Genomic DNA, 25,273 nt, shown 5'->3' with positions numbered 1-25,273 from the left:
GTCAACTACAGGGTCAGACCGGAGTCACGGGCACCGTCGGCCACTGCCGCGACACGGCCGTGGTACTGGTTGCCGCCGCGGTCGAAGACGACCGTGTCGACACCGGCTGCCTTGGCACGCTCGGCGACAAGCTCGCCAACCCTGCGGGACTTCGCGGTCTTATCACCGTTATCGTCGCGCAGCTCGACCTCGAGGGTCGAAGCCGATGCCAGGGTGTGACCGACGGTGTCGTCGATGACCTGGGCGACAATGTGGCGGTTGGATCGGGTGACGACCAGGCGCGGACGCGCAGCCGTGCCGGTGACCTTCTTGCGCAGGCGGAGGTGACGGCGCTTGCGCGCGACGTACTTGCCCTTGCCCTTGATAGAGACAGCCATCACTTACCAGCCTTTCCGGCCTTGCGGCGAACGTGTTCGCCTGCGTAGCGAACGCCCTTGCCCTTGTACGGTTCAGGCTTGCGGAGCTTGCGGATCTTCGCCGCAACTTCGCCGACCTGCTGCTTATCGATGCCGGACACGGTGATCTTGGTGTTGCCCTCGAGCTGGAGGGTGATGCCCTCCGGGGCCTTGACCGTGATCGGGTGCGAGTATCCGAGCGCGAGCTCCAGGTCTGAGCCCTTCGCCGTTGCGCGGTAGCCCGTACCGACGATCTCGAGCTTCTTCGAGAAGCCCTCGGTGACGCCGGTGACGTTGTTGAAGATCAGGGTGCGCACGAGGCCGTGGAGCGAGCGCGACTCGCGCTCGTCGTTCGGACGGGACACAACGATCGCGCCGTCCTCCTGAGCGACCGTAATGGGCGCCGGGACCTCGTACGAGAGCGAGCCCTTCGGGCCCTTCACGGTGACGTTCTGGCCGTCGATGGCGACATCGACGCCGGACGGGATGGTGACAGGCTGCTTGCCAATACGCGACATATTCTCTGTACCTCCCTTACCAGATGTAGGCGAGGACTTCTCCGCCTACGCCCTTTGCCTTGGCCTCACGGTCGGTCAGCAACCCCGAGGACGTGGACAGAATGGCCACGCCGAGGCCACCGAGAACGGTGGGCAGTTTGGTCGACTTCGCGTAGACGCGCAGACCGGGCTTCGAGATACGACGAAGGCCGGCGAGCGAACGCTCGCGATTGGGTCCGAACTTGAGGTTGAGGGTGAGAGTCTTGCCGACCTCTGCATCATCAACGTCGAAGCTCTCGATGTATCCCTCGCGAACGAGGATCTCAGAGATTGCTCCCTTGAGCTTCGAGTACGGCATCGACACCGTATCGTGGTACGCCGAGTTGGCGTTTCGCAGACGAGTCAGCATGTCTGCGATGGGGTCTGTCATTGTCATCGGGCCTGCGCCCCTTCCCGTCGCGGTTTCCTTAGGACCTGCGACGTAGATGGAATTACCAGCGGGTGGATTTTAGTCGTCAGCACGTGCTCAGTTTTCCTTGAACGGGAAACCGAGGGCGCGGAGGAGGGCACGGCCCTCATCGTCATTGTCGGCGGACGTCACGACGGTGATGTCCATGCCACGCACGCGGTCGACCTTGTCGAGGTCGATCTCGTGGAACATCGACTGCTCGGTCAGACCGAACGTGTAGTTGCCGTGACCGTCGAACTGCTTCGGCGAGAGACCGCGGAAGTCACGGATGCGGGGCAGCGCCAGCGACAGGAGCCTGTCGAGGAACTCCCACATGCGGTCGCCGCGCAGCGTGACGTGCGCGCCGATGGCCTGGCCCTCACGCAACTTGAACTGCGCGATGGACTTGCGGGCCTTCGTGACCTGCGGCTTCTGACCGGTGATGAGGGTCAGGTCGGCGATAGCGCCTTCGATGACCTTCGAATCACGGGCAGCGTCGCCGACACCCATGTTCACGACGATCTTGTCGAGCTTCGCGACCTGGTTCGGGTTCTTGATCGAGAACTGCTCGATGAGAGCCGGCACGATCTCTTCGCGGTACCTGGTCTTGAGACGAGGGGTGAGGGTTTCAGTCACAGCTCGATCTCCTCTCCGGCGCGACGGCCGATGCGGACGCGGGTCTTGCGGACACGGCCGTCACGCTCGACCTCGACCTCCTTGTAACCAACGCGGACCGGCTTCTTGTCCGGACCCACGAGGGCAACGTTGGAGATGTGGATGGGGGCCTCGACGGTTTCGATGCCACCGCTCGAGCTTGCGCCGGGCTGGCCCGGCTTCGTGTGCTTCTTGACGCGCATGACGCCTTCGACGACCACGCGATCGCGGTTCTTGTCCACCTGCAGCACGCGGCCCTGAAGGCCCTTATCGCGGCCGGCGATCACCTGGACGAGATCGCCCTTCTTGATCTTCGCCATTTAGAGCACCTCCGGAGCAAGTGAAATGATGCGCATGAACTGGTTGTCGCGAAGCTCGCGGCCGACTGGGCCGAAGATGCGGGTGCCGCGGGGATCAAGTCCGTCGGACTTGAGGATGACGGCTGCATTCTCGTCGAAGCGGATGTACGAGCCGTCGGGACGACGGCGTTCCTTGCTGGTACGGACGATGACCGCCTTGACGACCTCGCCCTTCTTGACGTTTCCGCCAGGCATTGCATCCTTGACGGTGGCGACGATGGTGTCGCCGATTCCGGCGTAGCGCCGGCCTGAGCCGCCGAGCACCTTGATGCAGAGGATTTCCTTTGCACCGGTGTTGTCGGCGACCTTCAGCCGCGACTCTTGCTGGATCATGAACTATCTCCTGTCGTCGTGCCGGTTCTCTCGCGAGCCTGGCCGAACGGATGGGTTGCTGGTGAGAGGACTACTTGGCCTTCTCGATGACCTCGACCACGCGGTAGTGCTTGGTAGCAGACAGCGGGCGGGTCTCCATGATGCGCACGAGGTCACCCACGCGCACTTCGTTGTTCTCGTCGTGCGCCTTGACCTTCTTGGAGCGGCGGAGGACCTTGCCGTAGAGCGGGTGCTTCACCTGCTCCTCGACCTCGACGACAACCGTCTTGTCCATCTTGTCGGACACGACGTAGCCGCGTGCGGTCTTGCGGTAGTTGCGCTCGACAGTCTCGGTGTTCTCAGTTTCACTCACTGTCTGCCTCAATTCTTCTCAGCCGGAGCGGTGCGGATGTTGAGCTCGCGCTCACGGGCGATCGTGTAGATACGGGCGATATCGCGGCGAACCGCCTTGAGTCGACCGTGGTCCTCGAGCTGCCCTGTGGCTGCGGAGAAGCGGAGGTTGAACAGTTCGACCTTGCAGTCCGCGAGCCGCTCTTTGAGCTCGGCGTCTGTCATCTGGTCCAGATCCTCGGGAAAGAGGCCCTTGGTTCCTACTGCCATCAGTTGTCACCGCCTTCACGCATAACGAAACGAGTCTTCATCGGGAGCTTGTGCTGCGCGCGAGACATAGCCTCGCGAGCAAGGTTCTCGTCAACACCGGAGAGCTCGAACAGAATCCTGCCCGGCTTGATGTTGGCGATCCAGAACTCAACCGAACCCTTACCGGAGCCCATGCGGACTTCAGCAGGCTTCTTGGTGAGCGGGCGGTCCGGGAACACGGTGATCCAGACCTTGCCGCCACGCTTGACGTGACGGGTCATCGCAATACGAGCAGCCTCGATCTGACGGTTCGTCAGGTACGCCGGCTCAAGCGCCTGGATGGCGTAGTCGCCGAACGCGATCTGGTTGCCGCCCTTCGAGTAGCCCGAACGGGTCGGACGGTGCTGCTTACGGTACTTAGTCCTGCGAGGGATCAGCATTATGCCTCCGTTTGACTGGTCTGGGGGGCCTGCTCGGACCGAGTCGGACGCGGACGGCGGGGCGCACCGCGACGTTCGCCGCCACGGCCACGGCCGCGGGGGGCTTCGGTCAGCTGACGCTGGTACTCAGCCTCGGTGATGTCGCCCTTGTAGATCCACACCTTGACACCGATGCGGCCGAAGGTCGTCTTGGCCTCGTGGAAGCCGTAGTCGATGTTCGCACGGAGCGTGTGCAGGGGCACGCGACCCTCGCGGTAGAACTCGGAGCGCGACATCTCGGCGCCGCCGAGACGGCCGGAGCACTGGACGCGGATGCCCTTCGCACCGGAGCGGAGCGCGGACTGAACGCCCTTGCGCATGGCGCGACGGAACGACACGCGGGATGCAAGCTGCTCGGCGATGCCCTGCGCGACGAGCTGGGCGTCGGCCTCGGGGTTCTTCACCTCGAGGATGTTGAGCTGGACCGGGCGACCGGTCAGCTTCTCGAGCTGCTGCTTGAGGCGGTCCGCCTCGGCGCCGCGGCGACCGATGACGATGCCGGGGCGAGCCGTGTGGATATCGACCTCAACGCGGCCCGACTTGCGGGAGATATTGACGCGCGAGATTCCCGCACGCTCAAGACCCACCTCCATCAGGTTGCGAATGGCGATATCTTCGGCGACGTAGTCCTGGTAACGCTGTCCCTTGACGGTCGAATCAGCGAACCAGCGCGAACGATGTTCGGTGGTGATGCCGAGTCGGAACCCGGTCGGGTTGACCTTTTGTCCCACTAGCGGGTCCTCCCCTTCTTCGAGGCGGCAACTTCGTCGCCGACAATAATGGTGATGTGGCTCGTACGCTTGAGGATCTGGTTGGCCCGGCCCTGAGCGCGGGGCTGGATCCTCTTCATCGTCGGGCCCTCGTCAACGAAGGTCTCGACAATGTGCAGGGCATCAATGTCGAAACGCTCGCCGGCCTGGTCTGCTGCCTGGCGCGCATTGGCCATCGCCGACTCCAGGAGCTTGCGGACGGTCTCCGCAGCGGCCTGGGGTGCGTATCGCAGCACGTCGACGGCGTCGACTGCACGCATTCCGCGGACGTGGTCCACGACACGGCGTGCCTTCATGGGCGTAATACGCACGTATTTCGCCTGTGCCTTGGCTTCCATGTGTTCCTAACTTTCTTCTAGGCTCGCGGCGCGCCTCAGCGGCGACGTCCCTTACGGTCGTCCTTGTCGTGGCCACGGAAGGTCTTGGTCGGAGCGAACTCTCCGAGCTTGTGACCCACCATGGATTCGGTGACGAACACCGGGACGTGCTTGCGCCCGTCGTGGACTGCGAACGTGTGACCCAGGAAGTCCGGCGTGATAACCGAACGGCGGGACCACGTCTTGATGACGTTCTTGCTGCCCGATTCGTTCTGCACGTCCACCTTCTTCTGAAGATGTGCGTCGACGAAGGGGCCCTTCTTCAAACTGCGAGGCATAGCTGTCGCCCTCTCCTATCGGTTCTTGCCGGACTTGCGACGGCGGACGATCTGCTTGTCGCTGGCCTTGTTCGCGCGGCGGGTACGGCCTTCCTTCTGACCCCAGGGGGAGACAGGATGACGACCGCCGGAGGTCTTGCCCTCGCCGCCGCCGTGCGGGTGATCGAACGGGTTCATGACAACGCCACGGACGGAGGGGCGAACGCCCTTCCACCTCATGCGGCCTGCCTTGCCCCAGTTGATGTTCGCCTGCTCGGCATTGCCGACCTCGCCGATGGAGGCGCGGCAGCGGGCGTCGACGTTCCGGATCTCGCCGGAGGGCATACGCAGCTGAGCGTTCTTACCCTCCTTCGCGACGAGCTGGACCGAGGCGCCTGCGGAGCGGGCGATCTTCGCGCCGCCGCCCGGGCGCATCTCCACTGCGTGGATGACGGTGCCGACGGGGATGTTGCGCAGCGGAAGGTTGTTGCCCGGCTTGATATCAGCCGTGGCACCCTGCTCGATGCGGTCACCCTGCTTGAGGCGGTTCGGTGCGATGATGTAGCGCTTCTCGCCGTCCGCGTAGTGCAGAAGGGCGATGCGGGCGGTGCGGTTCGGGTCGTACTCGATGTGAGCGACCGTGGCCGGCACGCCGTCCTTGTCATGACGACGGAAGTCGATGACGCGGTACTGGCGCTTGTGTCCGCCACCCTTGTGGCGGGTCGTGATGCGACCGGTGTTGTTGCGGCCGCCGGTCTTGTGGAGCGGACGGACGAGTGACTTCTCCGGCTCGGAGCGGGTCACCTCGGCGAAGTCAGCCACGGACGAGCCGCGGCGACCCGGTGTCGTCGGCTTGTACTTGCGGATAGCCATGAGTTAAATCCTCAATCTTCCTGCCGGCCTCAGCCGATCTGCCCGTAAAGTTCGATGGATCCCTCGCGCAGCGTAATGATCGCGCGCTTGGTGTCCTTGCGCTTGCCGACTCCGATACGGGTGCGGCGGGTCTTGCCCTTGCGGTTCATCGTGTTGACCGAATCGACCTTCACACCGAAGATCTTCTCGATCGCGATCTTGATCTCCGTCTTGTTGGACGTCGGCGCAACCTCGAACACGTACTTGCCCTCATCCTCGAGCCTGTACGACTTCTCGGTGACGATCGGGCGGATGATGATGTCGCGCGGATCCTTGCGTTCCAGAGTCACTTCTCCTCCTCCTGGCCGCCGCCGATGAAGGCTGTGATGGCGGACTCGGTGAAGACGACATCGTCGGAGACCATGACGTCATAGGTGTTGAGCTGCTCCACCGTGAGGACGTGAGCCTCTTCGAGGTTGCGGACCGACTTCTGCGACACGACATCGTCGCGGGAGATGACGATGAGAGCCTTGCGGTTCTCAGCCGCGGTCTGGAGCAGACCGAGTGCAGCCTTGGTGGACGGGGTGTCGCCCTCGACGAAAGCCGAGACGACGTGGATGCGGCCAGCCCGTGCACGATCAGACAGAGCCGAGCGAAGCGCAGCGGCCTTCATCTTCTTGGGGGTGCGCTGCTCGTAGGAGCGGGGCTGCGGGCCATGGACCACGCCGCCTCCGGCGAACTGGGGGGCGCGAATCGAACCCTGACGGGCGCGGCCGGTGCCCTTCTGCTTGTAGGGCTTCCGTCCGCCGCCGCGCACAGCGGCACGGGTCTTCGTGGCGGCGGTGCCGCGGCGGGCTGCTGCCTGCTGAGCGACGACGACCTGGTGAATCAGGGGGATGTTCAGCTCGACGTCGAAGATCTCCGCGGGGAGTTCGAACGAGCCGGACTTCGCGCCAGCGGCGTCGAGGATGTCGACGGTGAGGTTTGCCATGGTCAGGCTCCCTTCGTGGCGGTGCGGATAACGACGAGGCCACCCTTGTTGCCCGGGACGGCGCCTGCTACGAGGAGCAGACCGTTCTCGGCATCAACCGACTGGATGGTGAGGTTCTGGACGGTGCGACGGGCGTTGCCCATGCGACCGGCCATGCGCAGACCGCGGAAGACGCGCGACGGGGTCGAGGCTCCGCCGATCGATCCGGGCTTGCGGTGGTTGCGGTGCGAACCATGCGAGGCGCCGACACCGGCAAAGCCGTGGCGCTTCATGACGCCCGCGGTGCCCTTGCCCTTGGTGGTGCCGACGACGTCGACGGGGTCACCAGCGGCGAACACATCGGCCGTGAGCTCCTGGCCGGCCTCGAAGTCCGAGGCGGCAGAGGTGCGGATCTCGGCGAGATGGCGCTTGGGGGTGGTGCCGGCAGCAGAGAAGTGTCCCTGCATCGGCTTGGAGACGTTCTTCGGCTTCCGCTCGCCGACAGCGAGCTGAATGGCGGAGTAGCCGTCGACCTCGGGGGTGCGCACCTGCGTGACAACGTTGGTGCCTACTCGCACGACTGTGACCGGGATCAGGCGCCCTGCCTCGTCCCAGACCTGAGTCATGCCGAGCTTGGTGCCGAGCAGCGCCTTGGGCGCGGTGGCAACCGCTTCAGTATTGTTGGACATGATGAACCTCAGAGCTTGATCTCGACGCTGACATCACCGGAGAAATCGATCTGCTGGAGCGAGTCGATGGTCTTCGGCGTGGGATCGATGATGTCGATCAGCCGCTTGTGCGTACGCATCTCGAAGTGGTCGCGGCTGTCCTTGTATTTATGGGGCGAACGGATCACACAGAACACGTTCTTCTCGGTCGGCAGCGGCACCGGGCCGACCACCTGTGCACCGGTACGAGTCACTTCGTCGACGAGCTTCTTCGCCGCGCTATCAATGACCTCATGGTCATATGACTTGAGCCGGATGCGGATTTTCTGTCCCGCCATGGCGTCGTCTACCTCTCTTTAACCGCAGTGTTCACGTGTACCCGCATCCGGGAGTGTCTCACCGCGGAAGGCCCGCGACAATCAGCCCTATGTTGGCCCAGTGAACCATTTTATTTACCAGCCAGCCCTTGGGGACTGACATACGTCTTCACGCTCTCTCGAGCAACCGTCCTAGTGTGGCAGACATGCTCACGGACGTGCAAACATCTGAGGAAAGTGCGTCACGGTTAACACCGTTCTGTGCTCTCCTCCAAGAAAGCGACCTATTGATCCTATCCCCTCGCCCGGCTGGGCGGAAGAGTCACCCTCGTGACACTCCTTATAATCGAGCGCTTGACACCGCTCTCCGGAGGCGGGTCCCCACCCTCAGTCGTCGGTATGGCCCTCCGAGCGGCGGACGCTCTTGTTGAGCGCTGCGAGGATCGTCGCCTTGAGCACCCGGTCGAGGCGGAACTGCCGTTCATCGTTGCGCAGGTGGCAGTAGGCGTGGAGGATGATGCCCTGATTGGATGAGAGCACGGCGAGCGGGTCGACGACCCGCGTGGTCAGGCTCGAGGACTCGGACATGTAGACGAGATGGACCTGGCGTCCCTCGATCATCGCCGTTGTCACCGCCTTCATCGTCCCCCGCATCCGCTCAAGATCCCCCGGGATCCGGACACTGTCCCACCGCGCCATCACCCCGGCGAGATCGCCCGGCAGAAGCTGGCGCACCGCCTGCGCCAAGGAGTGCACCTCAACCTCGGTGAGGGCGTTCGACATCATGGGCGCCGCGCGAAGGATCTCGAGGAGTCCGAGAACCTGGTTGATCGAGAGGGTGACACTGCCCGCCTCAGCGCGCCTGTCGAGGACCTTGTCGTCTGAGGGGCCCTCCCCCATGGGGAAGACGAAGACGTCCTCGGCGACGCGGTTCTGAGCGCTGCTCAGGCTCGACGTGTCGCCGCTGCCGGTGACCTCGAGCCTGATGTCATCACTGACGGGCCGCAGCAGTGCGAGGACCTCCTCGTCCCCCATGCCGAGATCGCGCGCAATATCCCCGATCGTCACACCTGTGCGACCGGCGGTGATGACCCTCGCGAGGATCTCGTCGACTGCGTCCATACATCATTCCTACCAGCCGCACGCGGGAAAGGCACGCGTCTGACCTCGGCACTCACCGGCCACCGTTGGCGTGGCACACCTGCCGCGTGGACGAAATCACATGGACAGGAGGCAGGACTCGCCAGGGGCGGCCGTAGGCTTTGCTCGATCACTTAGGAGGGCATTATGGCCGCATTCGGCTGGCGACTGCACGGAGACGGAAAGACTATTGAACCGGGAGAGGTGGTCCAGCCGGATGAGCGTCTGGCATGGCCGCAGACCGTCGGGATCGGCGCGCAGCACGTTGTCGCCATGTTCGGGGCGACGTTCCTCGTCCCGCTTCTCACCGGCTTCGACCCGGCGACGACACTGTTCTTCACGGGCATCGGCACCATCCTCTTCCTCCTCATCACCTCCGGCCGGCTTCCCAGCTACCTCGGCTCCTCCTTCGCACTCCTCGCCCCGATCGGCGCGGTGACCGGCTATGTCGCGAACGGCGGTCAGCCGCTCGATGATGAGCTCGCCTCCCTGGCCCAGGGAGGAGTCATCGCCACCGGCCTCTCCCTCGCCGCCGTCGGACTCATCGTCCACATCGCCGGAGCGCGCTGGATCGACCGGCTCATGCCCCCCGTCGTCACCGGCGCGATCGTCGCGCTCATCGGCTTCAACCTCGCACCGGCGGCCTGGAACAACGTTGTCCAGGCACCACTGACGGCCGTTGTCACGGTCACCGCCATTCTCTTCATCACCGTCTTCTTCAAGGGCATCATCGGACGCCTCTCGATCCTCCTCGGTGTCGTCGCCGGCTACATCGCGGCCATCCTCCAGGGCGAGGTCAGCTTCCAGGCGATCTCCTCGGCGGACTGGGTCGGGGTGCCCGACTTCCGGGCACCGTCCTTCGACCTCAGCCTCATGGGGCTCTTCATCCCCGTCGTCCTCGTCCTCGTCGCCGAGAACGTCGGCCACGTCAAGTCGGTGGCGGCGATGACCGGCAGGGACCTCGACGACGTGACCGGGCGTGCGCTCTTCGCCGATGGCATCTCGACCGCGCTCGCAGGATCGGGCGGCGGCTCCGGCACGACAACCTACGCCGAGAACATCGGCGTCATGGCGGCGACCCGCGTCTACTCGACAGCCGCCTACGTCGTCGCCGCGCTCGTCGCCCTCGGCCTGTCGATGTTCCCGAAGTTCGGCCAGCTTGTCGCCACGATCCCGCCCGGGGTTCTCGGTGGGGCCGCAACCGTGCTGTACGGCATGATCGGCATGCTCGGCGTCCGCATCTGGGTCCAGAACCGCGTCGACTTCTCCGACCCGGTCAACCTCAACACTGCGGCCGTCGCGATGGTGCTCGCCATCGCCAACTACACATGGCACCTGGGTGACATGGTGTTCGAGGGCATCGCCCTCGGCTCCTTCGCCGCCATCGGCATCTACCACGCGATGAGGGCAATCAGCCGCAGGCGCGGGACCTCTCTCGAGGCCCCCTCCCCCGCGTCCGTCCCCGGCGGCGCCGAGCTCGAACAGGGCGCCCTCCAGAGGGACGCCACACACTGGTGGAACCGCAGCAGGTGAGCCTGACTGCCAGCAAGAGCCTCTGCCCGACCGGGCAGAGGCTCTTTCCATGATGGTCGGGGCTCCGCGCCTCCGCGAGGAGCCTGCGCTCCTCGTCCTTCGCGGCGACGACCCTCTCCGCCTCCGCAAGCGCGTCGTCGAGGTTCGTGAACAGATGATCGGGGCCGCCGATCGTGTCGATGACGCCGACTTCGCCGATGAGGGCGACGAGTGAGGCGTCGATTCCCTTGATGAAGACCTCGTTGCCGGCCTCGCGCAGACGGATCGCGATGTCGGCGAGCGCCTTTGCGCCCGTCGCGTCCATGACGCCCACTCGCGAGAGCCGGAGGATAACGACATCGATCGATTCGAACTCGGGGATCTGGGATTCGATCCGGTCGGAGACTCCGAAGAACATGGCGCCGTCGATCCGGAGGATGGCGATGCGGCGCTGCTCGGGGGTGTCCTCGCGATAGACGCCGGACTGGCGTGCGAGGTGGCGAAGGACAAGGACCCCGGTGACGGCGACGCCGACTCCGATCGCCCAGATGAGGTCGAGGACGACGGTGATGCCGGCCGTCAGACAGAAGACAAGTGCATCCGACCGGGTCGACAGGAGAATCGTCCGCGCCGTGGCGAACGAGATCATGTTGAAGGCCGTGACCAGCAGGACGCCGGCGAGCGCCGCGAGCGGGATGGTCGAGACGATTCCGGATGCGAGGTAGACGACCGCGAGGAGGAAGAGTGCGTGGATGATGACGGAGAGTCGGGTGCGTCCGCCTGCGCGGATGTTGACCGCCGTCCGCGCCATCGCCCCCGTGGCGGGCATTCCCCCGAACATTCCCGACGCGACGGAGGCGAGCCCCTGACCGACCAGCTCTCTGTCAGGGTGATATCGCTCGCCCTTGACCATACCCGCGGCGACGCGGGCCGATAGGAGCGACTCGATGCCGGCGAGGATGGCGATGGCCACCGCCCCGGGCATGAGCTCCGCGAGGAGCGCCGGGCTCGCAGTCGGGACGAAGGGCGCGGGGAGGCTGTCCGGCAGAGCGCCGATGAGCGGGGTATCGATGCCGACAACGGCGACGACGATGGTCGCTGCTCCGACCGCGAGAAGGGAGGCGGGCCAGGTCGGCAGGAGCTTCGTGACCGCGACGATGACGAGGATTGTGGCGGCCGTGATCGCGAGCGGTGCCGCCACCTCCGGCCACTGCGCCGATCGAATGGTCTCGATGGCCGAGAGCAGCGTGTTTGACTCCGTGGAGGCCGGGACCCCGAGCGCATTGGGGAGCTGCTGGAGCGCGATGATCGTCGCGATGCCGAGCGTGAATCCTTCGATGACGGGCCATGGGATGAGCGAGATCGCCCGCCCCATGCCGAGCACCCCGCCGAGGATGACGAGGAAGCCGGCAAGGATCGAGAGGACCGGGACGGCGCCGGGGCCGTGGACGGCGACGAGCGGAGCGATGATGACGACCATCGCCCCCGTCGGTCCAGAGACCTGAAGGTTGGAGCCGCCGAAGATGGTGGCGACGAGTCCGGCGATGATGGCCGTGACGAAGCCCGCGGCGGCGCCGACGCCCGAGGACACCCCGAAGGCGAGCGCGAGCGGGAGTGCGACAACGCCGACGGTCACCCCGGCGGCCAGATCACCCCGCCAGTGGCTGCGCATGATCGTGAAATCCTGTGTCCGCGGCAGCAGGGAGAGCAGATGGGGGCGTAGATTCAACCGAAGCCTTTTCAATCCAACCGAAAGCCGATGACCCGGCACTGCCGTTTATTATATCTCAGATGGGTGAAAGTGAGCCGAGTTGTGTTATGCGCAACCGTTACCCTGAGTGTGCTGCTTACAACTCCTGACTGTTTCCGTCAGGATCGCACCTCGAGAAGTGGAAGGAGTGTCGCCAGTGGGCGTTCGGTGACGGAGACGGTCACCGCTCCCGCGCCACGCGCCGCCGCGAGACCTGTGACGGAATCTTCGAAGCCGAGACAGCGCTGGATTGGAACACCGAGGCGCTCAGCTCCGAGCAGGTACGGTGCGGGGTGGGGCTTGCCAGGGATGTCATCGTCACCCGTCACGGCGGTTCGCAACGGGTGTCCGTCGATTCCGTCGAATAGGGCGTCGACGAGGACGCGGGGCGAGGCCGTGACGAGGGCCTGCGGGATATCGGCACCGGCGAACGCCGACATGAGCTCGAGCGCGCCCGGCATCAGAGTGAACCCGTCCCTCATGTGCCTCTCGACCGCGGCGACGACGCGATGAAAGAGCGGCCATGGATCGGCGGGACGACCCGTGCCCCTCGTGACGGCACGCGCGAGGGCCGTCGCGTGGTCCTCGGAGGATACCCCGAGGATCGCCTGCGGGTCCTCGTCCGCGAGCCAGATACCGCCGCTCTCCTCGACGACCTCGATCGACGCGGCGAGCCATTCAGGCTCGGTGTCGATGAGAGTCCCGTCCATGTCCCACAGGACACCGTCCGGCCGATGACTCAGGCCGACTTCGCTCCACAGCTGCTCAAGTTCCATAGTCCCCACCATACTCAGGGGAATTCCGCGGAGAGGGAGGCCGCCGGCTCGCATGCCGAAGGCCCATCAGGCTGCGGCGAGGCGGCGGCGCTTCTCCTCGGAGGCGTTCCGTCGGACATCGATCGCAACAGCGGCGATGATGACAGCGCCGATGACCATGAACTGGACGTCCGATTGGGCGTTCATGAGTGTGAGTCCATTGCGGATGACGGAGATCATGAGGGCGCCGATGAGTGTCCCCCACACGTTGCCCTTGCCGCCGGTGAAGGAGGCCCCACCGATGATGCAGGCGGCGATCGCATCCGTCTCGTAATTGCCGGACATGCCCGCCGAGGGATTCGCGACGCCGGATCGTCCGACGATGACGATTCCCGCGATCGCCGCACAGAAGCCCGCGGCCGCATAGACGAAGATGAGGACACGGTCGGTGTTGATTCCCGAGAGCCGTGTCGCCTCGAGATTGCCGCCCACGGCATAGATCGATCTGCCGAGCGCCGTTCGGTTGAGCAGCAGGTGAACGGCGACGAAGAGGATGAGCATGGCGATGAAGGAGACGGGGAAGCCGTTGAACCCGTTGCCCTTGAACAGGTCGGCCGAGCCGAGGAACATGACGCCCTCCGGGAAGCCGCCGACCGTGCGGGTGGCGAGCAGGAACAGCGCGAGCCCGGCCAGCACGTACTTCATGCCGAGTGTCGAGACGAACGGGTGCGGAAGCCTGAGCTTCGTGAGGAGTACACCGTTGACCAACCCGACGAACGTGCCGGTCAGCAGGGCCATGGTCAGCAGCGCAAGAGGGTTCATCACATCGAACGTGATCATGACGTAGGCCATGACCGCCGCCGAGAGGATCGCGTTGGTCCCGACGGACAGGTCAATGCCGGCCGTGATGAGGGTGAGGAGCATGCCGGTGGCGAGGAATCCGTTGACCGCGGTCTGTCGCAGGACGTTCATCCAGTTGTTGACCGTCGCGAACTCGGGAGTCGCGGAGCTCATGATGACGATAAGGAGAATGAGCGCGAACAGCGGGGCAAGCGCCCTCACCAGTCCGGTCAGTCGTCTGTTCTTCACAGTGCTTCTTCTTTCTTCCTGCCCCAGGCGGCCTTCATGATGTCGTCCTCGTTGAAGTCGGGATCGCCGCGGCCGATCTCGGCCATGACCTCTCCCCCGCGCATGACGATGACGCGGTCGCTCATGCCCAGCACCTCCGGCAGCTCCGAGGAGACCATGATGACGCACTTCCCCTGGGCGACGAGGCTGGTCATGATGCTGTAGACCTCGACCTTCGCACCAACATCGATGCCGCGTGTCGGCTCATCGAACAGGTAGATGTCGGAATCCGAGTTCATCCACTTGCCGATGACCACCTTCTGCTGATTCCCGCCCGATAGCTTCCCCACATGGTTCTTCGCATCCGGCGTCTTGATGCGCAGCTGCTCAATGGTTCGCTCGGCCTCCGTCTCGACGCGGGCCGGAGACAGCCAGCCCCGCGGGGCGACCCGCCGGAAGGAGGCCATCATGAGGTTGTCCGCCACGCTCTGGTTGAGGACGAGCCCCTGCCCCTTGCGATCCTCCGTCACGAAGGCGATCCCCTGCCGGACGGCATCCTGGGGCGAGGAGATCCGGGCTGGGCTGCCGTTGATGTAGATGGTGCCGGAGTCGATGGGCAGGTCGCCGAAGATCGCCCGCATCGTCTCCGTTCGGCCCGCGCCGACGAGCCCGGCGAAGCCGAGGATCTCGCCGTACCGCGCCTCGAAGCTCACGCCCTTCAGCGCGCCGACGGACGTGACATTCTCGAACCTGATGGCGGTGGCACCCGGATTGGGACGGTGCTCGGGGAACTGGCTGTCAACGCTGCGGCCGACCATGGCACGGATGAGGCGGTCGTGGGTCATCCCCACCATCGGCTCCGTGAAGATCCGCTCGCCATCCCTCAGGACCGTCACCCGATCGCAGAGCTCGAAGAGCTCCTCGAGTTTGTGGGAGACGAAGAGGATCGCGACACCGCGATCGCGCAGGTCGTGGACGACACGGTTGAGGTGCTTCACCTCGGATTCGCCGAGTGACGACGTCGGCTCATCCATGATGATGAGGCGGGCGTTCCGCAGCAGCGCGCGGGCGATCTCGACCATCTGGAGGACGCCCATGCCGAACTCGCCCGCCGGGCGCGTCACGTCGGCGTCGATGCCCATGGTTGCCAGCGTCTCAGTCGCCTTGGCGTTCATTGTCCTGTAGTCGAGCAGGCCGAGCCGCGTCCGGATCGGCTGGCCGAGGAAGATGTTGTCGGTGAGCGAGACCTGCCGGACGATGTTGAGCTCCTGGTAGACACAGGCGATCCCGGCGTGCTGCGCCTGCTGGGCCGAGGAGAACCGATGCTCGGTCCCATCGACCCAGATCTCGCCCTCCTCAGGACGGTGGACACCCGTGAGAACCTTGATGAGGGTCGACTTTCCGGCCCCGTTCTCACCGATCAGCCCGTGGACCTCGCCCGGCTCGATCTCAATTCCCATGTCGCGCAGTGCGACCACTCCCGGGAATTTCTTTGTTACTCCCCGCAGCTCGACTATCGGCGTCATGCGTCCCCTTTCGGCTCAGGGCGGGGGCGCGGTCGTTCCCGCGCCCCCGCCCTGGATTGTCTATTCGCCGAGCTGCTCGCGCAGGGTCGCAAGGTAATCCTCGGCGTTCTCCGAGGTGATGATCCTCGAGCCCGTGTCGATGAACTCGTCGAGGGTCTCGCCGCGGGCGGCGGCCACTGCCGACTCGACCGCCCTGTAGCCCATGGCGTAGGGATCCTGGGCGACGGTGCCGGTGACGGTTCCGTCGATGACGTTCTGGACGCCGGCCTGGATTCCGTCGAAGCCGAAGATGATGAGCTCACGGCCGGCGGACTGGGCAGCGCGTGCCGCGCCCGACGCCATCTCGTCATTGCCGGTCACGACGACCGTGAGGTTCGGGTTCGAGGTGAGGATGTTCTCCATGACGGAGGCGGCCTTGTCGGCGAGGCCTTCGGCATACTGCTTGGCCGTGACGGTGACGCCGCCGGACTCGAGGCCCGCAACGAAACCTGCTTCGCGCTGGTCGGTCGTCGTGTTGCCCTGGACCACGCCGATCCAGGCGGCTTCGGCGCCCTCACCCGCAAGCGCGGCGGCGGCTTCGCCGCCGGCACGCGCGGCCTCTTCGTTCCCGGTGCCGATGTAGGTCACCTTGTTCTCGTAGGGGGCGTCGGTGTCGACGAAGAGAATCGGCTTCTCGGTGTCTCCGAGGACTGCGACGACGGAGTCGGGCTGGAGCGGCGCGACGACGATGGCATCCATCGAATCATCGGCGAGCATCGTCTCGAGCATGTTGGTCTGCTCGTCGTAGGAGGTCTCGGACGCGGGGCCCTGGAGCTGGACATCGACGCCCAGGTCCTCGGCCGCATCCTCGACACCGGCCGCGACATAGCTCCAGTACTCGCTCGACAGCGTCTTGAGGAGCACGCCGACCTTTATCGAGTCATCGTCGGCGCCGGTCGTGGACGCATCCTCGCTGGCTCCCATGCTGCATGCGGACAGCGCCAGGGCTGCCGCACCGAGGGCGGCGAAAAGCCTTCTCTTCATGTAACTCTCCCTATTGTCGGTCGCCGCCCATGAGTCCGGCGAGCACGACTAATTGTAACCCCTGCCCCCAATCAGACCAAATTAAGAAAAGCAAATGAGATGGCACAATAAAGCGCGCCATATCAACGTTTCTGATCGCACGTAGCCCCCCAGACGAGTCGGCGCAACGGGATCATTGCAGGAAATATGCATGACAAATGCAACTTTGTCAGTCGAGATGAGTCGAGAAGGCTGGCATAGGGGACCTCGGTCGCGGGCCGTCGCTGACGGCCGACAGCCACTTCTAGAAACCGGCCTTCCCTCCCGAAGCTCGGCCCAGGTACCGACCGCAGCGATCATCAGCCCCCTGCGTGGACGACGTGATGCTCCCCCGAACGGACTGAGCCGTTCAGGGGAGCACCAGGTTGACTATAGGGAAGGGAGCCTACCGGACGTAGCGGTTGACGACAGGAGTGTCGATGCCATCACCGTCCCAGTCTCCGACGTAGGCGGCGTCCCCCGCACGCCCGTAGGCGATGGTGATATCGGCGGGGCCGCCCGCGAGCGAATTCTTGACGAAGAAGACGTTTCCGCGACGGACCGCGAACGTGTCGACCTCATCCCCGTCGAAGTCACCGATGAGGACCTCATCGCCCGACCTTCCGTACCTGAAGACGTCGTCGGCGATTCCCCCACGAAGCTCGTTCGAGACGAAGAACTCTGTTCCGCGACGGACCGCGAAGGTGTCGTACCCGTCTCCGTTGAAATCGCCGGCGTACGCCTCGTCAGCCACGCGTCCATAGCCGAACTCAATGTCGGCGCGGCCGCCCACGAAGGAGTTGTTGACGAAGTGGGTGTTGCCGCGACGAACGGCCACCGTATCCTCCCCATCGCCATCCCAATCACCGATGAGGACGTCGTCGCCAGCCCTGCCGTAGTTGAAGGAGATGTCGGCATTGCCGGACTTGATCGCGTTGTCGAGGTAGAAGGTGTTGCCGCGACGGACACCGAGCGTGTCGATCCCATCGCCATTCCAGTCACCCACGAGCACCTCATCGCCCCTGCGACCGAAGGCGACGGTCACATCGGCGACCGTCGAGTCCCAGGTGTTGGAGATGAAGAAGAGGTTGCCGGTGGCCGGCGCAACCGGGTCGACGGGTTCCGCTGCGGCAGTGATCGGGAACGACCACGCTTCAACGTCACCGACACCGGCGTACGAGACGAGGAGGTAGACCTCCTCATCGGTGTCCACGGCAACGCCGGACAGGTCGAGACTGAGCGAGTCGGCGCCTACCGCCTCGCCCGTGGCGAGCAGCCTGCCGTTCATGTCCGGCGCCCAGGCCCGCGCCTGACCATCTGCATCTGAACACGCATCGCTGCCGAACTCAGAGTATTCACACGAGCTCGTCCACACCGGCACGTACCGAGGATCACCCTGCCAGAGGAAGGCGCGGACAGTGCCGTCGCCTGCGTTCTCAAGGGCGATATCGAGGCTGTCGCCGGAGAATGACGGGGTAGCCTCCACAGTCGCATTGGGCTGCAGGCCCGCAATCGTGTCGCCATACGTGGCGGACTGGTAGACGGTCTGCGGGGACTCAGCACCCTGGAGTGCCGTGTTCGGGATGACCGGATCATCGGACTCAGGCGAACGGCCCTCAGGGGGTGCGTAGCCGTCGAGGTACGCGTGACCCCAGCGGTACGGCTCTGACTGCTGCGAGCCGAACGGGGACCACGCGAGCCTGGTCTGGCCCACGAAGTCCTGGCGGTCCGTGTCGTACGGGGTGATGTTCATCCCCATGTAGTCCGGATCGGCCTCGTTCGTCGCCGCATCGCCCGTCGGCGCGGCCGAGGTCGGGCCGGTGGCGGCAGGGAGGACATCCATCGGGATCTTGACCTCGATCTGGTAGCGGCCTTCCACGTAGGTGTTGTTCTCGCCGCGCTCGACGTCGACGGCCACCTCGACACCCTCGGCGTTGCCGATGGAGAGGGGACCAGATGAGAATCCCTGGTGGTTGTCGGCGTCCCTCGTCCAGCACGGCCCGTTGACGCCGGTGCCGCCGAAGTCGTCCGGGTCATCTGTGAAGGGGAAGACGCCGAGCTTGAAGGTCGTCGACGTGTCGAGCGACGATCCGCTGGGGTCCAGCAGGACCTCGACCGAATCGACGAGCCAGTGACCGAAGCAGCGGTCAGGCGTCACTGCACCCGAGGCGGTGTCATCGACAACGTCGATCCACATGTAGAGGGCGTCATCATGCCAGCCCAACTTGGCCGTCGAGTCACCTCCGCAGTCGACATCGTTCTCGCACTCGGGACCCTCCCAGAGGCGCGAGATGTCGATGGCGGTCGTGTATTCGTCGCCCGCCGCGTCGATCGCCGGAGCGGAGTCGAGTTCGGGGATGACAACGGTGGGGACGACGTAGAGGTTGAGATCCTCCGTCGAGACGGAGGATCCGGACGTGGTCGTGGCCGTGACGGTCTCGATGGTGCCACCCAGGGCATTCGGATCAGTGTGCGTGAGCAGGACGCTGACGGTCTCGGTCTCCCCCGCGGGAATGGCATTGAAAGCCACGGAGTCCTCGGCGAGCTCGAAGCCCTCGGGGGCGTCGAAATCGACCTGGCCGGACACCGGCTCGGTCGTCCGGTTGGTCACGTCAACGTCGATGGTCCTGGTCTCGCCGGCACCGATCTGATCGATGGCGGGCGAGAGGCCATCGGCCCAGTCGCGAGAGCCCTCGAGCCACTCCTCGTAGTCGAGGAAGTTGCCCCAGCGGGCGAACCGACCATCAACGGGTGCCGTCACCTTGAGGTGAGCCTCGTTGTAGGCCGTGATGTCGCCGGAGACGAAGCGGACGGGGAAGCGCACGGCGCCCAGGTCGGCGTCGGTCGGCGCGGTCACCGCGAAATCGACAGACACATCCTGACCCGGACTGAGAGCGGGAATGCTCTGAGTCCCGTCAACGGACCATCCCGCAGGAACCTCGACCGAGGCGGTGCCCGCCGGGGTCGACTCGGTGCCGGCTGCGATGGTGAGGGTAATCGTGCGTGTCTCTCCTGGGGCAACAAAGTACTCCGGAGCATCCGTGGCGTAGATCGTGCCGAGAGGCAGACCGCCTGGATCCTGCAGGGAGGAGCCGTAATGGAGGGCGAGGTCGTTGCCTGCCGACTCAGTGCCGAGCTCCTGCATCGGAACCCACGACTTCGGAATCACGTACGTGACACAGCCTGGATCGACCTGGTTCTTCACCATCGTCCTCGCCTGCGTGGCATGGAGCTGGCCATCCTCTCGGCCAACCTGTGCCCACGTCTTCTTCGTGCCCGCTTCTACCCCCGCGGTGTTGCCCTCAACCCACTCGTACGGGGACTCGTAGCCGGTCCAGGTGCCATGGGTGGTGTAACCATTCGGGTTGGCGGGCTCGTAGTTCGCGAGGCAGTGCTGAGCGTCGGTCGTGATGCCCGTGCCCGCGGGTGCGCGCCACTGCTGCTGGGCGATCTTCTTCACCTGCCATGTCTCTGTGGCGTCGGTTCCCGTCAGCTGCTCGGGGAACATGGCGGGGTCAGCGGCCGCCTCGGCCGCATCGAACGCCAGCCGCGACGCATACTGATGGTTGCCGTGGCCCGACGGAGCGGCAGTCCAGGACACGAGAATCTCTGGTTGCGTCTCGCGGATCACGCGCGTGGCGCGTCGCAGCACTTCGTCCCCGTCCCACGCCTGCTCTGTGAGCGGCGACGACGTGTTGTAGAAGAAGTCGACCCGGTCGAGGTAGTACATGTCGACCGTGCCGGCACGGACGTGCGAGGCGCGATCTTCGTTCTCACGGCGAAGCCCGAGGTCAGGTCCCGCTTCAGGCCCAACGGAGTTGGATCCGCCCTCGCCCCTCGTCGTCAACATGATGCCGCAGTCAATGTCGGCCTCTTGGCCCCATACTCCACACGGAGCGATGATCCCAGCGTCATCGTCAGGATGGGACCACACTCCCAGGACATCGAGCTTCGATGCCGGCTGCCCGGATGAGCGGGTCCCCTCCTGGATGGTCAGTCTCTCGTCGGCACTGGCCCCATCGTCCGCGCTCGCGACCGTGGGAGCCAGAAGGCCTGCGATGGCCACCATCGCCAGTCCCAGTTTTCGCTTCATGCTTCCTCCTCGAAGCGGCCACACCACTAGTTTGGATTCGACTTCTATGCCGTAGAACACATCGGTGCAGTCCAAGCGTAAGGGGATGTGCTCACACATGGAAGAAACTGGGACAATTCGGTCACGGCGGACGCAACAAACTCCACAAGGATCCACTTTCAGGCACGGTGGCAACCAGGTGGCGCAGCCGGTTCGCAGGATCAGCATCCCGACGATCCAGATGGCGCCATGCCGCCTACTCCTTGACCGCGCCTTCAGTCATGCCTGCGATGAAGTATTTCTGGAGGAAGACGTAGAGGATGACCATCGGTGCCGCCACAAGGACCGCGGCTGCCGCCATGAGCACCGCCGACGAGGTGTGTGCGGTCTCGAAGAACGCAAGGCTCATCGGCGCCGTTCGGAACTTCCCGGTGGGCGACATGACGAGCGGGATGAGGAAGTCGTTCCACGTCCACATGAAAGTGATCATGAGCTGGGTGGTGATGGCGGGGCGGCCCATCGGGATGAGGACCCGCCACAGCACCTGCCATTCGCTCGCGCCGTCGATCCGAGCGGCATCGATGACGGAGGGATTGACGTTCCGGAAGTACGCCCTCATCCAGAACGTGCCGAAGGCCAGGGATTGGGCGATCTGAGGGAACGCCACCGCCCATATCGTGTCCGTCAGGCCGAGATCGCGCAGATCGAAGAACAGCGGTATGACGAGGGCTTCCGAGGGCACCATCATGCCGGCGAGGAAGGTGAAGAAGATGATGTTGCCGCCCTTGGGGCGGATGACGCCGAGGACGTAGCCGGTCATGACGGACAGCACGAGCGCCGTCGAGACGACGAGCAGGGCGATGAGGACGGAGTTCCTCATGTAGTGCGAGAAGTTCCCGTCGTCCCATGCGGTCGCGTAGTTCTCGAAGTGGCCCCAGGAATCGTCCGTGGCGATCGTCGAATCGAGCGACCGGATGAAGACCGAGACGATCGGGTACAGCGAGCCGATCGCAAAGATCGCGAGGACGAGGAACGAGACGAGCCGCTCGTTGCGAGTCATCATCGCCGCTCCCTTTCGCCGAGGACGTTGACGACGACATTGATGCCGAAGATGAGGAGCGTGAGGACGACCGCGAGCGCCGATGCCGTTCCCACGCTGCCGGCGCGGAACGCCTGGTAGTAGACCTCGTAGGCCGGGACGGTCGTCGACGTCCCCGGACCGCCGGACGTCGTCATGTAGACAAGGTCGAAGGTCTTGAGTGCGTTGATGGTCGTCAGTGTGATCGAGACGAGGATCTCCGCCCGTACTGCCGGCAGGGTGATGTACCAGAACTTGCCGAGCGGGCCGACTCCGTCGATCGTCGCGGCCTCATAGTAAGACTCAGAGACGCGGGCGATGCCGGACATGAGGAGGACCGTGACAAGGCCCGTCGACACCCATGTGCCGATGAAGCCAACCGCCGGCAGCGCCCACGTGAAGCTGCCGAGGAAGGGTTCGCTCATCCTCATCCCGAACCAGCCGAGGACGGTGTTGATCGGACCGTCGAGTGCATAGATGTTGCGCCACGCGACCGCGAGGACAACCATGGCGATGACCTGCGGGAGGAACACGACGGTGCGGAAGAAGCCTAACCCGGGCACCTTCGAGCGGATGAGCATCGAGGCGAGCGGGAGGCCGATGAGGATGGGGACGACCGCGAAGAAGAAGATGAGGACGAGACCGTGGAGGAATGCGGCCCTCAGCCGATCGTCCTCCCAGATCGCAGCGTAGTTATCGAAGCCAGCCCACGTCGCTGGACCCAGACCATCCCAGTGCCACAGGGAGAGGCCGATGACCCGGATGACCGGGTAGATGATGAAGGCGCTGTAGACGATCGTCGGCAGGGCGAGCAGCGCGATCGTCGTGACAATTCTCGTGCGACGCTTCGTCCGCTGCCTGCGCCGAGGACCGGCGCCGCTGACATCAGCGGCGCCGGAGACCTCGGGAACAGCGACCATTATTCGTTCGTCGCCTCGGCGTAGGCCGATTCGACGGTCTGTGTGAACTCCTCGGGAGTCGAGTTGCCCGCGATAAGGTTCTGCAGTGCGTCGCCGAGCACCTGGTCCATCGTCGCCGTCGCCCAGTCGAGGTAGGGGACGATGTTGCCGGAGGCGATGAGCTCGTCGAATGCGGTCATGACGTCACCGACGACCTGGTCGGCGTCGCCCGCGAAGTCAGCCGCGTTGAGGACCGGCACGTTGCCTGTCTCGGCGAGGATCTCCATCGCCTCATCGGAGGTGATGAAGTCGATGTAGGCCGCTGCGACATCGACATCCTCGGCGGCGGATGTCACGGAGAACGGAAGGCCGGTGCCACCCGTCGTCGTGGGGCCGTCGCTCGGCGGGAGCGCGAAGTGGACGTCGTCGCCCATCGCGTCGTTGAGGTCGGCCGCGAGCCACGAGCCCGCGATGAGGTAAACGCCCTCACCGTTGGCGAAGTCCTGCCACACCTGGTCGTAGTCGGCACCGTTGACGCCGTCGTTGAAGTAGCCCTCTGTCACCCAGTCCTGCAGCTGTGCCGCGGCGGCCTCGTTGCCATCGGTCTCCCACGAGCCGCCGGGGTTGCCGAAGCCGAGCGTGCGGATCTCCTCGGCATCGACATGCTGGCCCTGGATCGCACCAAACACGTGGATGGCGGGCCACTTGTCGATATTGCCGAGCACGAGCGGAACCTCACCCGCCTCGACGATCCGTGGCAGCTGCTCCTCGAGCTCTGTCCAGTTCTGCGGGTACTCGAGCCCGAGCTCCTCGAGCTTCGACTCCGAGTAGTAGATCCCGACGACCTCGCCGACCTGGGGCAGGCCGTACACACAGCCCTCACCGAACGTCGTCGCGTCATCCGAGTAGGAGGAGTAGTCGAGGATGTCGCCGAAGCGATCCTCCCAGCCGTACGCCTCTGCGTAGTCATCGAGGCACTGGATCTGGCCGGAGGAGACGAACTGTCCCATCATCGCCCGAGCGTTGTTCGCCTGGACGACGTCCGGCGCGTCGGCACCCGAGAGGGCGAGACGGAGGGTCGTCTGCAGGTCCTCGAAGGACTGCGAATTACGCTCGATTGTGATGTTCGGGTACTTGTCCATGAACGCCTCGTTGAGGCGCTCCATCTGCTCGTTCTGGCCGCCGCGGATCTCCTGATCCCAGACGACCAGAGTCTGCTCGGGCGCCTCGGAGATGTCGGTCGAGACCTCGGCCGCGGTGTCCTCACCGCCTCCTGTGGTCGCCTCGTCCTCCTCGGCAGAGGGATTGCATGCCGTGAGGACCAGGAGCGCCGCCGCCCCGAGTCCCACGAACTTCGCGCTCGTTCTCATCGGTACTTCCTTCCGTTGTACGCATCATTGCGCCGTGACATTGTCTAGTTCTGCTTGGATCCTGCGGACGGACTCTCCCACCTGCACATGCAGGTCCTCATCGGACTCCACCCAATCGACGAGCTCGGCAAGGGTCGGCGCGGCGGAGGATCCGCCGATCCTGCACACGGTCCACGCTGCGGCGCACTGGCCGAGGTGGACGGCATCTGTCAGCGGCGCACCGACCGACAGGCCGGCCGCAAGGCCCGCGCTGAACGCATCGCCCGCACCCGTCGTGTCGATGGCGTCGACCTCGACCGCTGGAAACACCATGTCGGCAATGCTATCGCCATCGCGCCGTGCGACGTGAACGCCCTGCGCCCCGCATGTCACAACGACCGTGGGGACGTAGGCGGAGAGTGCGACCACGGCGTCCTCGATCGTCAGAGTCCGGGTGTAGTGCTGGGCCTCGGCACAGTTGGGAACGAACACATCGGCCGACTTCAATGCCTCAAGATGCTCGTGGGGCCATTCGCCCGTCGCATCCCAGCCCGTGTCGGCGATGACGATCGTTCCCGCCGCGCGCCATGCCGCGATCTGCTCCTCCGCCCGCAGGAGATAGGGAAGGGAGGCGATGAAGATCGTCGGGGGAGCCAGGTCCGCCGGCGGCAGCGGGACATCCTCATTGCCGTGGGTGGTGAAGGCCCGGTCACCCTCGAGGACGAGGGAGACCGTGATGTTCTGCCGGTCCGTGTCCTCCGCGAAGGAGATGTCGACGTTCTCGTCGGACAGCATCTCCCGCACCCAGGAACCCGGCCGGTCGAGGCCGAGGTAGGTGATGAGGGCTGAGTTGAGTCCGAGGCGCGCGCATGCGACCGCCTGGTTGGCCACGCCGCCCGGCATGACGCCGCTGCCGCCCACCCACTGCTCCTCGCCGGCGCGCGGTGCATGCTCCAGTCCGCACATGACAATGTCGAGGAACAGCGAGCCGGCAACATAGACGGTCGGCTTTCCACGACGGTGTGTGACGTGACCCATGGTCGAAGCCTAAATGGATCGGCGTCATGAGCGCAAGTGATACATCATGCGCGCTTGTGCGCGTTTGCACCTTTCACTATGCTCATCGGT

General features: G+C 64.8%; 28 protein-coding genes and 1 pseudogene. 1 reads left to right on the top strand and 28 read right to left on the bottom strand.

The window, feature by feature from the left end:
• Window positions 1-5 precede the first annotated feature (5 nt).
• From rplR to EJO69_RS12025, 18 genes are all read right to left on the bottom strand, one after another.
• Complete coding sequence (gene rplR / locus EJO69_RS12110; protein WP_126042577.1) at window positions 6-377, bottom strand: 50S ribosomal protein L18; 372 nt, start codon at window positions 375-377, stop codon at window positions 6-8.
• The gene (rplF, locus tag EJO69_RS12105) at window positions 377-913 is read right to left on the bottom strand and encodes a 50S ribosomal protein L6 (protein WP_126042178.1); all 537 of its coding nucleotides are present in this window, start codon (window positions 911-913) and stop codon (window positions 377-379) included. Before rplF ends, rplR begins: the two co-directional genes overlap by 1 nt.
• 16 nt (window positions 914-929) lie before the next feature.
• Window positions 930-1,328 carry a 30S ribosomal protein S8 gene (rpsH, locus tag EJO69_RS12100; RefSeq protein ID WP_126042176.1) on the bottom strand — a complete coding sequence of 133 codons (399 nt, stop codon included), beginning with the start codon at window positions 1,326-1,328 and terminating at the stop codon, window positions 930-932.
• A gap of 90 nt (window positions 1,329-1,418) precedes the next feature.
• A complete protein-coding gene (gene rplE / locus EJO69_RS12095; protein ID WP_126042174.1) occupies window positions 1,419-1,976 on the bottom strand; it encodes a 50S ribosomal protein L5 in 558 nt (185 codons plus the stop codon).
• The gene (gene rplX, locus EJO69_RS12090) at window positions 1,973-2,314 is read right to left on the bottom strand and encodes a 50S ribosomal protein L24 (RefSeq protein WP_126042173.1); all 342 of its coding nucleotides are present in this window, start codon (window positions 2,312-2,314) and stop codon (window positions 1,973-1,975) included. The genes rplE and rplX overlap by 4 nt, the downstream gene beginning before the upstream one ends.
• A complete protein-coding gene (rplN, locus tag EJO69_RS12085; RefSeq protein ID WP_126042171.1) occupies window positions 2,315-2,686 on the bottom strand; it encodes a 50S ribosomal protein L14 in 372 nt (123 codons plus the stop codon). It lies immediately after the preceding gene.
• 70 nt (window positions 2,687-2,756) lie between these two features.
• A complete protein-coding gene (gene rpsQ / locus EJO69_RS12080; RefSeq protein WP_126042169.1) occupies window positions 2,757-3,038 on the bottom strand; it encodes a 30S ribosomal protein S17 in 282 nt (93 codons plus the stop codon).
• Between the two features lie 8 nt (window positions 3,039-3,046).
• Window positions 3,047-3,286: a 50S ribosomal protein L29 gene (rpmC, locus tag EJO69_RS12075; RefSeq protein WP_126042167.1), complete on the bottom strand. Its 240-nt coding sequence runs from the start codon at window positions 3,284-3,286 to the stop codon at window positions 3,047-3,049.
• The gene (rplP, locus tag EJO69_RS12070) at window positions 3,286-3,705 is read right to left on the bottom strand and encodes a 50S ribosomal protein L16 (RefSeq protein WP_126042165.1); all 420 of its coding nucleotides are present in this window, start codon (window positions 3,703-3,705) and stop codon (window positions 3,286-3,288) included. Before rplP ends, rpmC begins: the two co-directional genes overlap by 1 nt.
• Window positions 3,705-4,475: a 30S ribosomal protein S3 gene (gene rpsC, locus EJO69_RS12065; RefSeq protein ID WP_126042163.1), complete on the bottom strand. Its 771-nt coding sequence runs from the start codon at window positions 4,473-4,475 to the stop codon at window positions 3,705-3,707. The genes rplP and rpsC overlap by 1 nt, the downstream gene beginning before the upstream one ends.
• Window positions 4,475-4,852: a 50S ribosomal protein L22 gene (gene rplV, locus EJO69_RS12060; RefSeq protein ID WP_126042161.1), complete on the bottom strand. Its 378-nt coding sequence runs from the start codon at window positions 4,850-4,852 to the stop codon at window positions 4,475-4,477. Before rplV ends, rpsC begins: the two co-directional genes overlap by 1 nt.
• A 35-nt stretch (window positions 4,853-4,887) precedes the next feature.
• Window positions 4,888-5,169, bottom strand: a complete 282-nt coding sequence (gene rpsS / locus EJO69_RS12055) for a 30S ribosomal protein S19 (RefSeq protein WP_126042159.1) — start codon at window positions 5,167-5,169, stop codon at window positions 4,888-4,890.
• Window positions 5,170-5,184: 15 nt separating this feature from the next.
• Window positions 5,185-6,021: a 50S ribosomal protein L2 gene (gene rplB, locus EJO69_RS12050; protein WP_126042157.1), complete on the bottom strand. Its 837-nt coding sequence runs from the start codon at window positions 6,019-6,021 to the stop codon at window positions 5,185-5,187.
• A 29-nt stretch (window positions 6,022-6,050) separates the two neighbouring features.
• Complete coding sequence (gene rplW / locus EJO69_RS12045; protein WP_126042155.1) at window positions 6,051-6,350, bottom strand: 50S ribosomal protein L23; 300 nt, start codon at window positions 6,348-6,350, stop codon at window positions 6,051-6,053.
• Window positions 6,347-6,991, bottom strand: coding sequence for a 50S ribosomal protein L4 (gene rplD, locus EJO69_RS12040; protein WP_211331449.1), 645 nt, complete (start codon window positions 6,989-6,991; stop codon window positions 6,347-6,349). The genes rplW and rplD overlap by 4 nt, the downstream gene beginning before the upstream one ends.
• Before the next feature lie 2 nt (window positions 6,992-6,993).
• Window positions 6,994-7,659, bottom strand: coding sequence for a 50S ribosomal protein L3 (rplC, locus tag EJO69_RS12035; RefSeq protein WP_126042152.1), 666 nt, complete (start codon window positions 7,657-7,659; stop codon window positions 6,994-6,996).
• Between the two features lie 8 nt (window positions 7,660-7,667).
• Window positions 7,668-7,976 (bottom strand): 30S ribosomal protein S10, encoded by a 309-nt coding sequence (rpsJ, locus tag EJO69_RS12030; protein ID WP_126042150.1) that lies wholly within the window; start codon window positions 7,974-7,976, stop codon window positions 7,668-7,670.
• A gap of 366 nt (window positions 7,977-8,342) precedes the next feature.
• Entirely contained in the window at window positions 8,343-9,077 is a 735-nt protein-coding gene (locus EJO69_RS12025; RefSeq protein WP_126042148.1) for a helix-turn-helix transcriptional regulator, read from the bottom strand.
• Window positions 9,078-9,242: 165 nt separating this feature from the next.
• On the opposite strand from EJO69_RS12025, the gene EJO69_RS12640 reads away from it, so the two are divergent.
• Entirely contained in the window at window positions 9,243-10,628 is a 1,386-nt protein-coding gene (locus tag EJO69_RS12640) for a uracil-xanthine permease family protein (RefSeq protein WP_126042146.1), read from the top strand.
• A gap of 142 nt (window positions 10,629-10,770) precedes the next feature.
• Here EJO69_RS12640 and EJO69_RS12015 read toward each other — a convergent pair.
• The 10 genes and pseudogenes from EJO69_RS12015 to EJO69_RS11970 form a co-directional block, all read right to left on the bottom strand.
• A pseudogene (locus tag EJO69_RS12015) lies at window positions 10,771-12,279 on the bottom strand (SulP family inorganic anion transporter); the annotation flags it as partial.
• Window positions 12,280-12,476: 197 nt separating this feature from the next.
• Window positions 12,477-13,133: an HAD family hydrolase gene (locus tag EJO69_RS12010; RefSeq protein WP_164519968.1), complete on the bottom strand. Its 657-nt coding sequence runs from the start codon at window positions 13,131-13,133 to the stop codon at window positions 12,477-12,479.
• 66 nt (window positions 13,134-13,199) lie between these two features.
• Window positions 13,200-14,201, bottom strand: a complete 1,002-nt coding sequence (locus EJO69_RS12005; protein ID WP_126042140.1) for an ABC transporter permease — start codon at window positions 14,199-14,201, stop codon at window positions 13,200-13,202.
• Complete coding sequence (locus EJO69_RS12000; RefSeq protein ID WP_126042138.1) at window positions 14,198-15,706, bottom strand: sugar ABC transporter ATP-binding protein; 1,509 nt, start codon at window positions 15,704-15,706, stop codon at window positions 14,198-14,200. The genes EJO69_RS12005 and EJO69_RS12000 overlap by 4 nt, the downstream gene beginning before the upstream one ends.
• A gap of 60 nt (window positions 15,707-15,766) precedes the next feature.
• Entirely contained in the window at window positions 15,767-16,729 is a 963-nt protein-coding gene (locus EJO69_RS11995; RefSeq protein ID WP_126042136.1) for a sugar ABC transporter substrate-binding protein, read from the bottom strand.
• A 424-nt stretch (window positions 16,730-17,153) separates the two neighbouring features.
• On the bottom strand, window positions 17,154-20,840 hold the full coding sequence (locus EJO69_RS11990; RefSeq protein WP_164519967.1) for a sugar-binding protein: 3,687 nt from the start codon (window positions 20,838-20,840) through the stop codon (window positions 17,154-17,156).
• 235 nt (window positions 20,841-21,075) lie between these two features.
• Window positions 21,076-21,882 carry a carbohydrate ABC transporter permease gene (locus tag EJO69_RS11985; RefSeq protein ID WP_126042132.1) on the bottom strand — a complete coding sequence of 269 codons (807 nt, stop codon included), beginning with the start codon at window positions 21,880-21,882 and terminating at the stop codon, window positions 21,076-21,078.
• Window positions 21,879-22,817, bottom strand: coding sequence for a carbohydrate ABC transporter permease (locus tag EJO69_RS11980; protein ID WP_126042130.1), 939 nt, complete (start codon window positions 22,815-22,817; stop codon window positions 21,879-21,881). The genes EJO69_RS11985 and EJO69_RS11980 overlap by 4 nt, the downstream gene beginning before the upstream one ends.
• Entirely contained in the window at window positions 22,817-24,166 is a 1,350-nt protein-coding gene (locus tag EJO69_RS11975; protein WP_126042129.1) for an ABC transporter substrate-binding protein, read from the bottom strand. The genes EJO69_RS11980 and EJO69_RS11975 overlap by 1 nt, the downstream gene beginning before the upstream one ends.
• 24 nt (window positions 24,167-24,190) lie before the next feature.
• Window positions 24,191-25,183: a carbohydrate kinase family protein gene (locus EJO69_RS11970; protein WP_126042127.1), complete on the bottom strand. Its 993-nt coding sequence runs from the start codon at window positions 25,181-25,183 to the stop codon at window positions 24,191-24,193.
• Window positions 25,184-25,273 lie beyond the last annotated feature (90 nt).

Origin of the sequence: Flaviflexus salsibiostraticola, assembly GCF_003952265.1 — a bacterium.
Lineage (GTDB): Bacteria > Actinomycetota > Actinomycetes > Actinomycetales > Actinomycetaceae > Flaviflexus > Flaviflexus salsibiostraticola.
The sequence above is the reverse complement of the archived record's forward strand: the minus strand, read 5'-3'. Positions and strand labels throughout refer to the sequence as shown.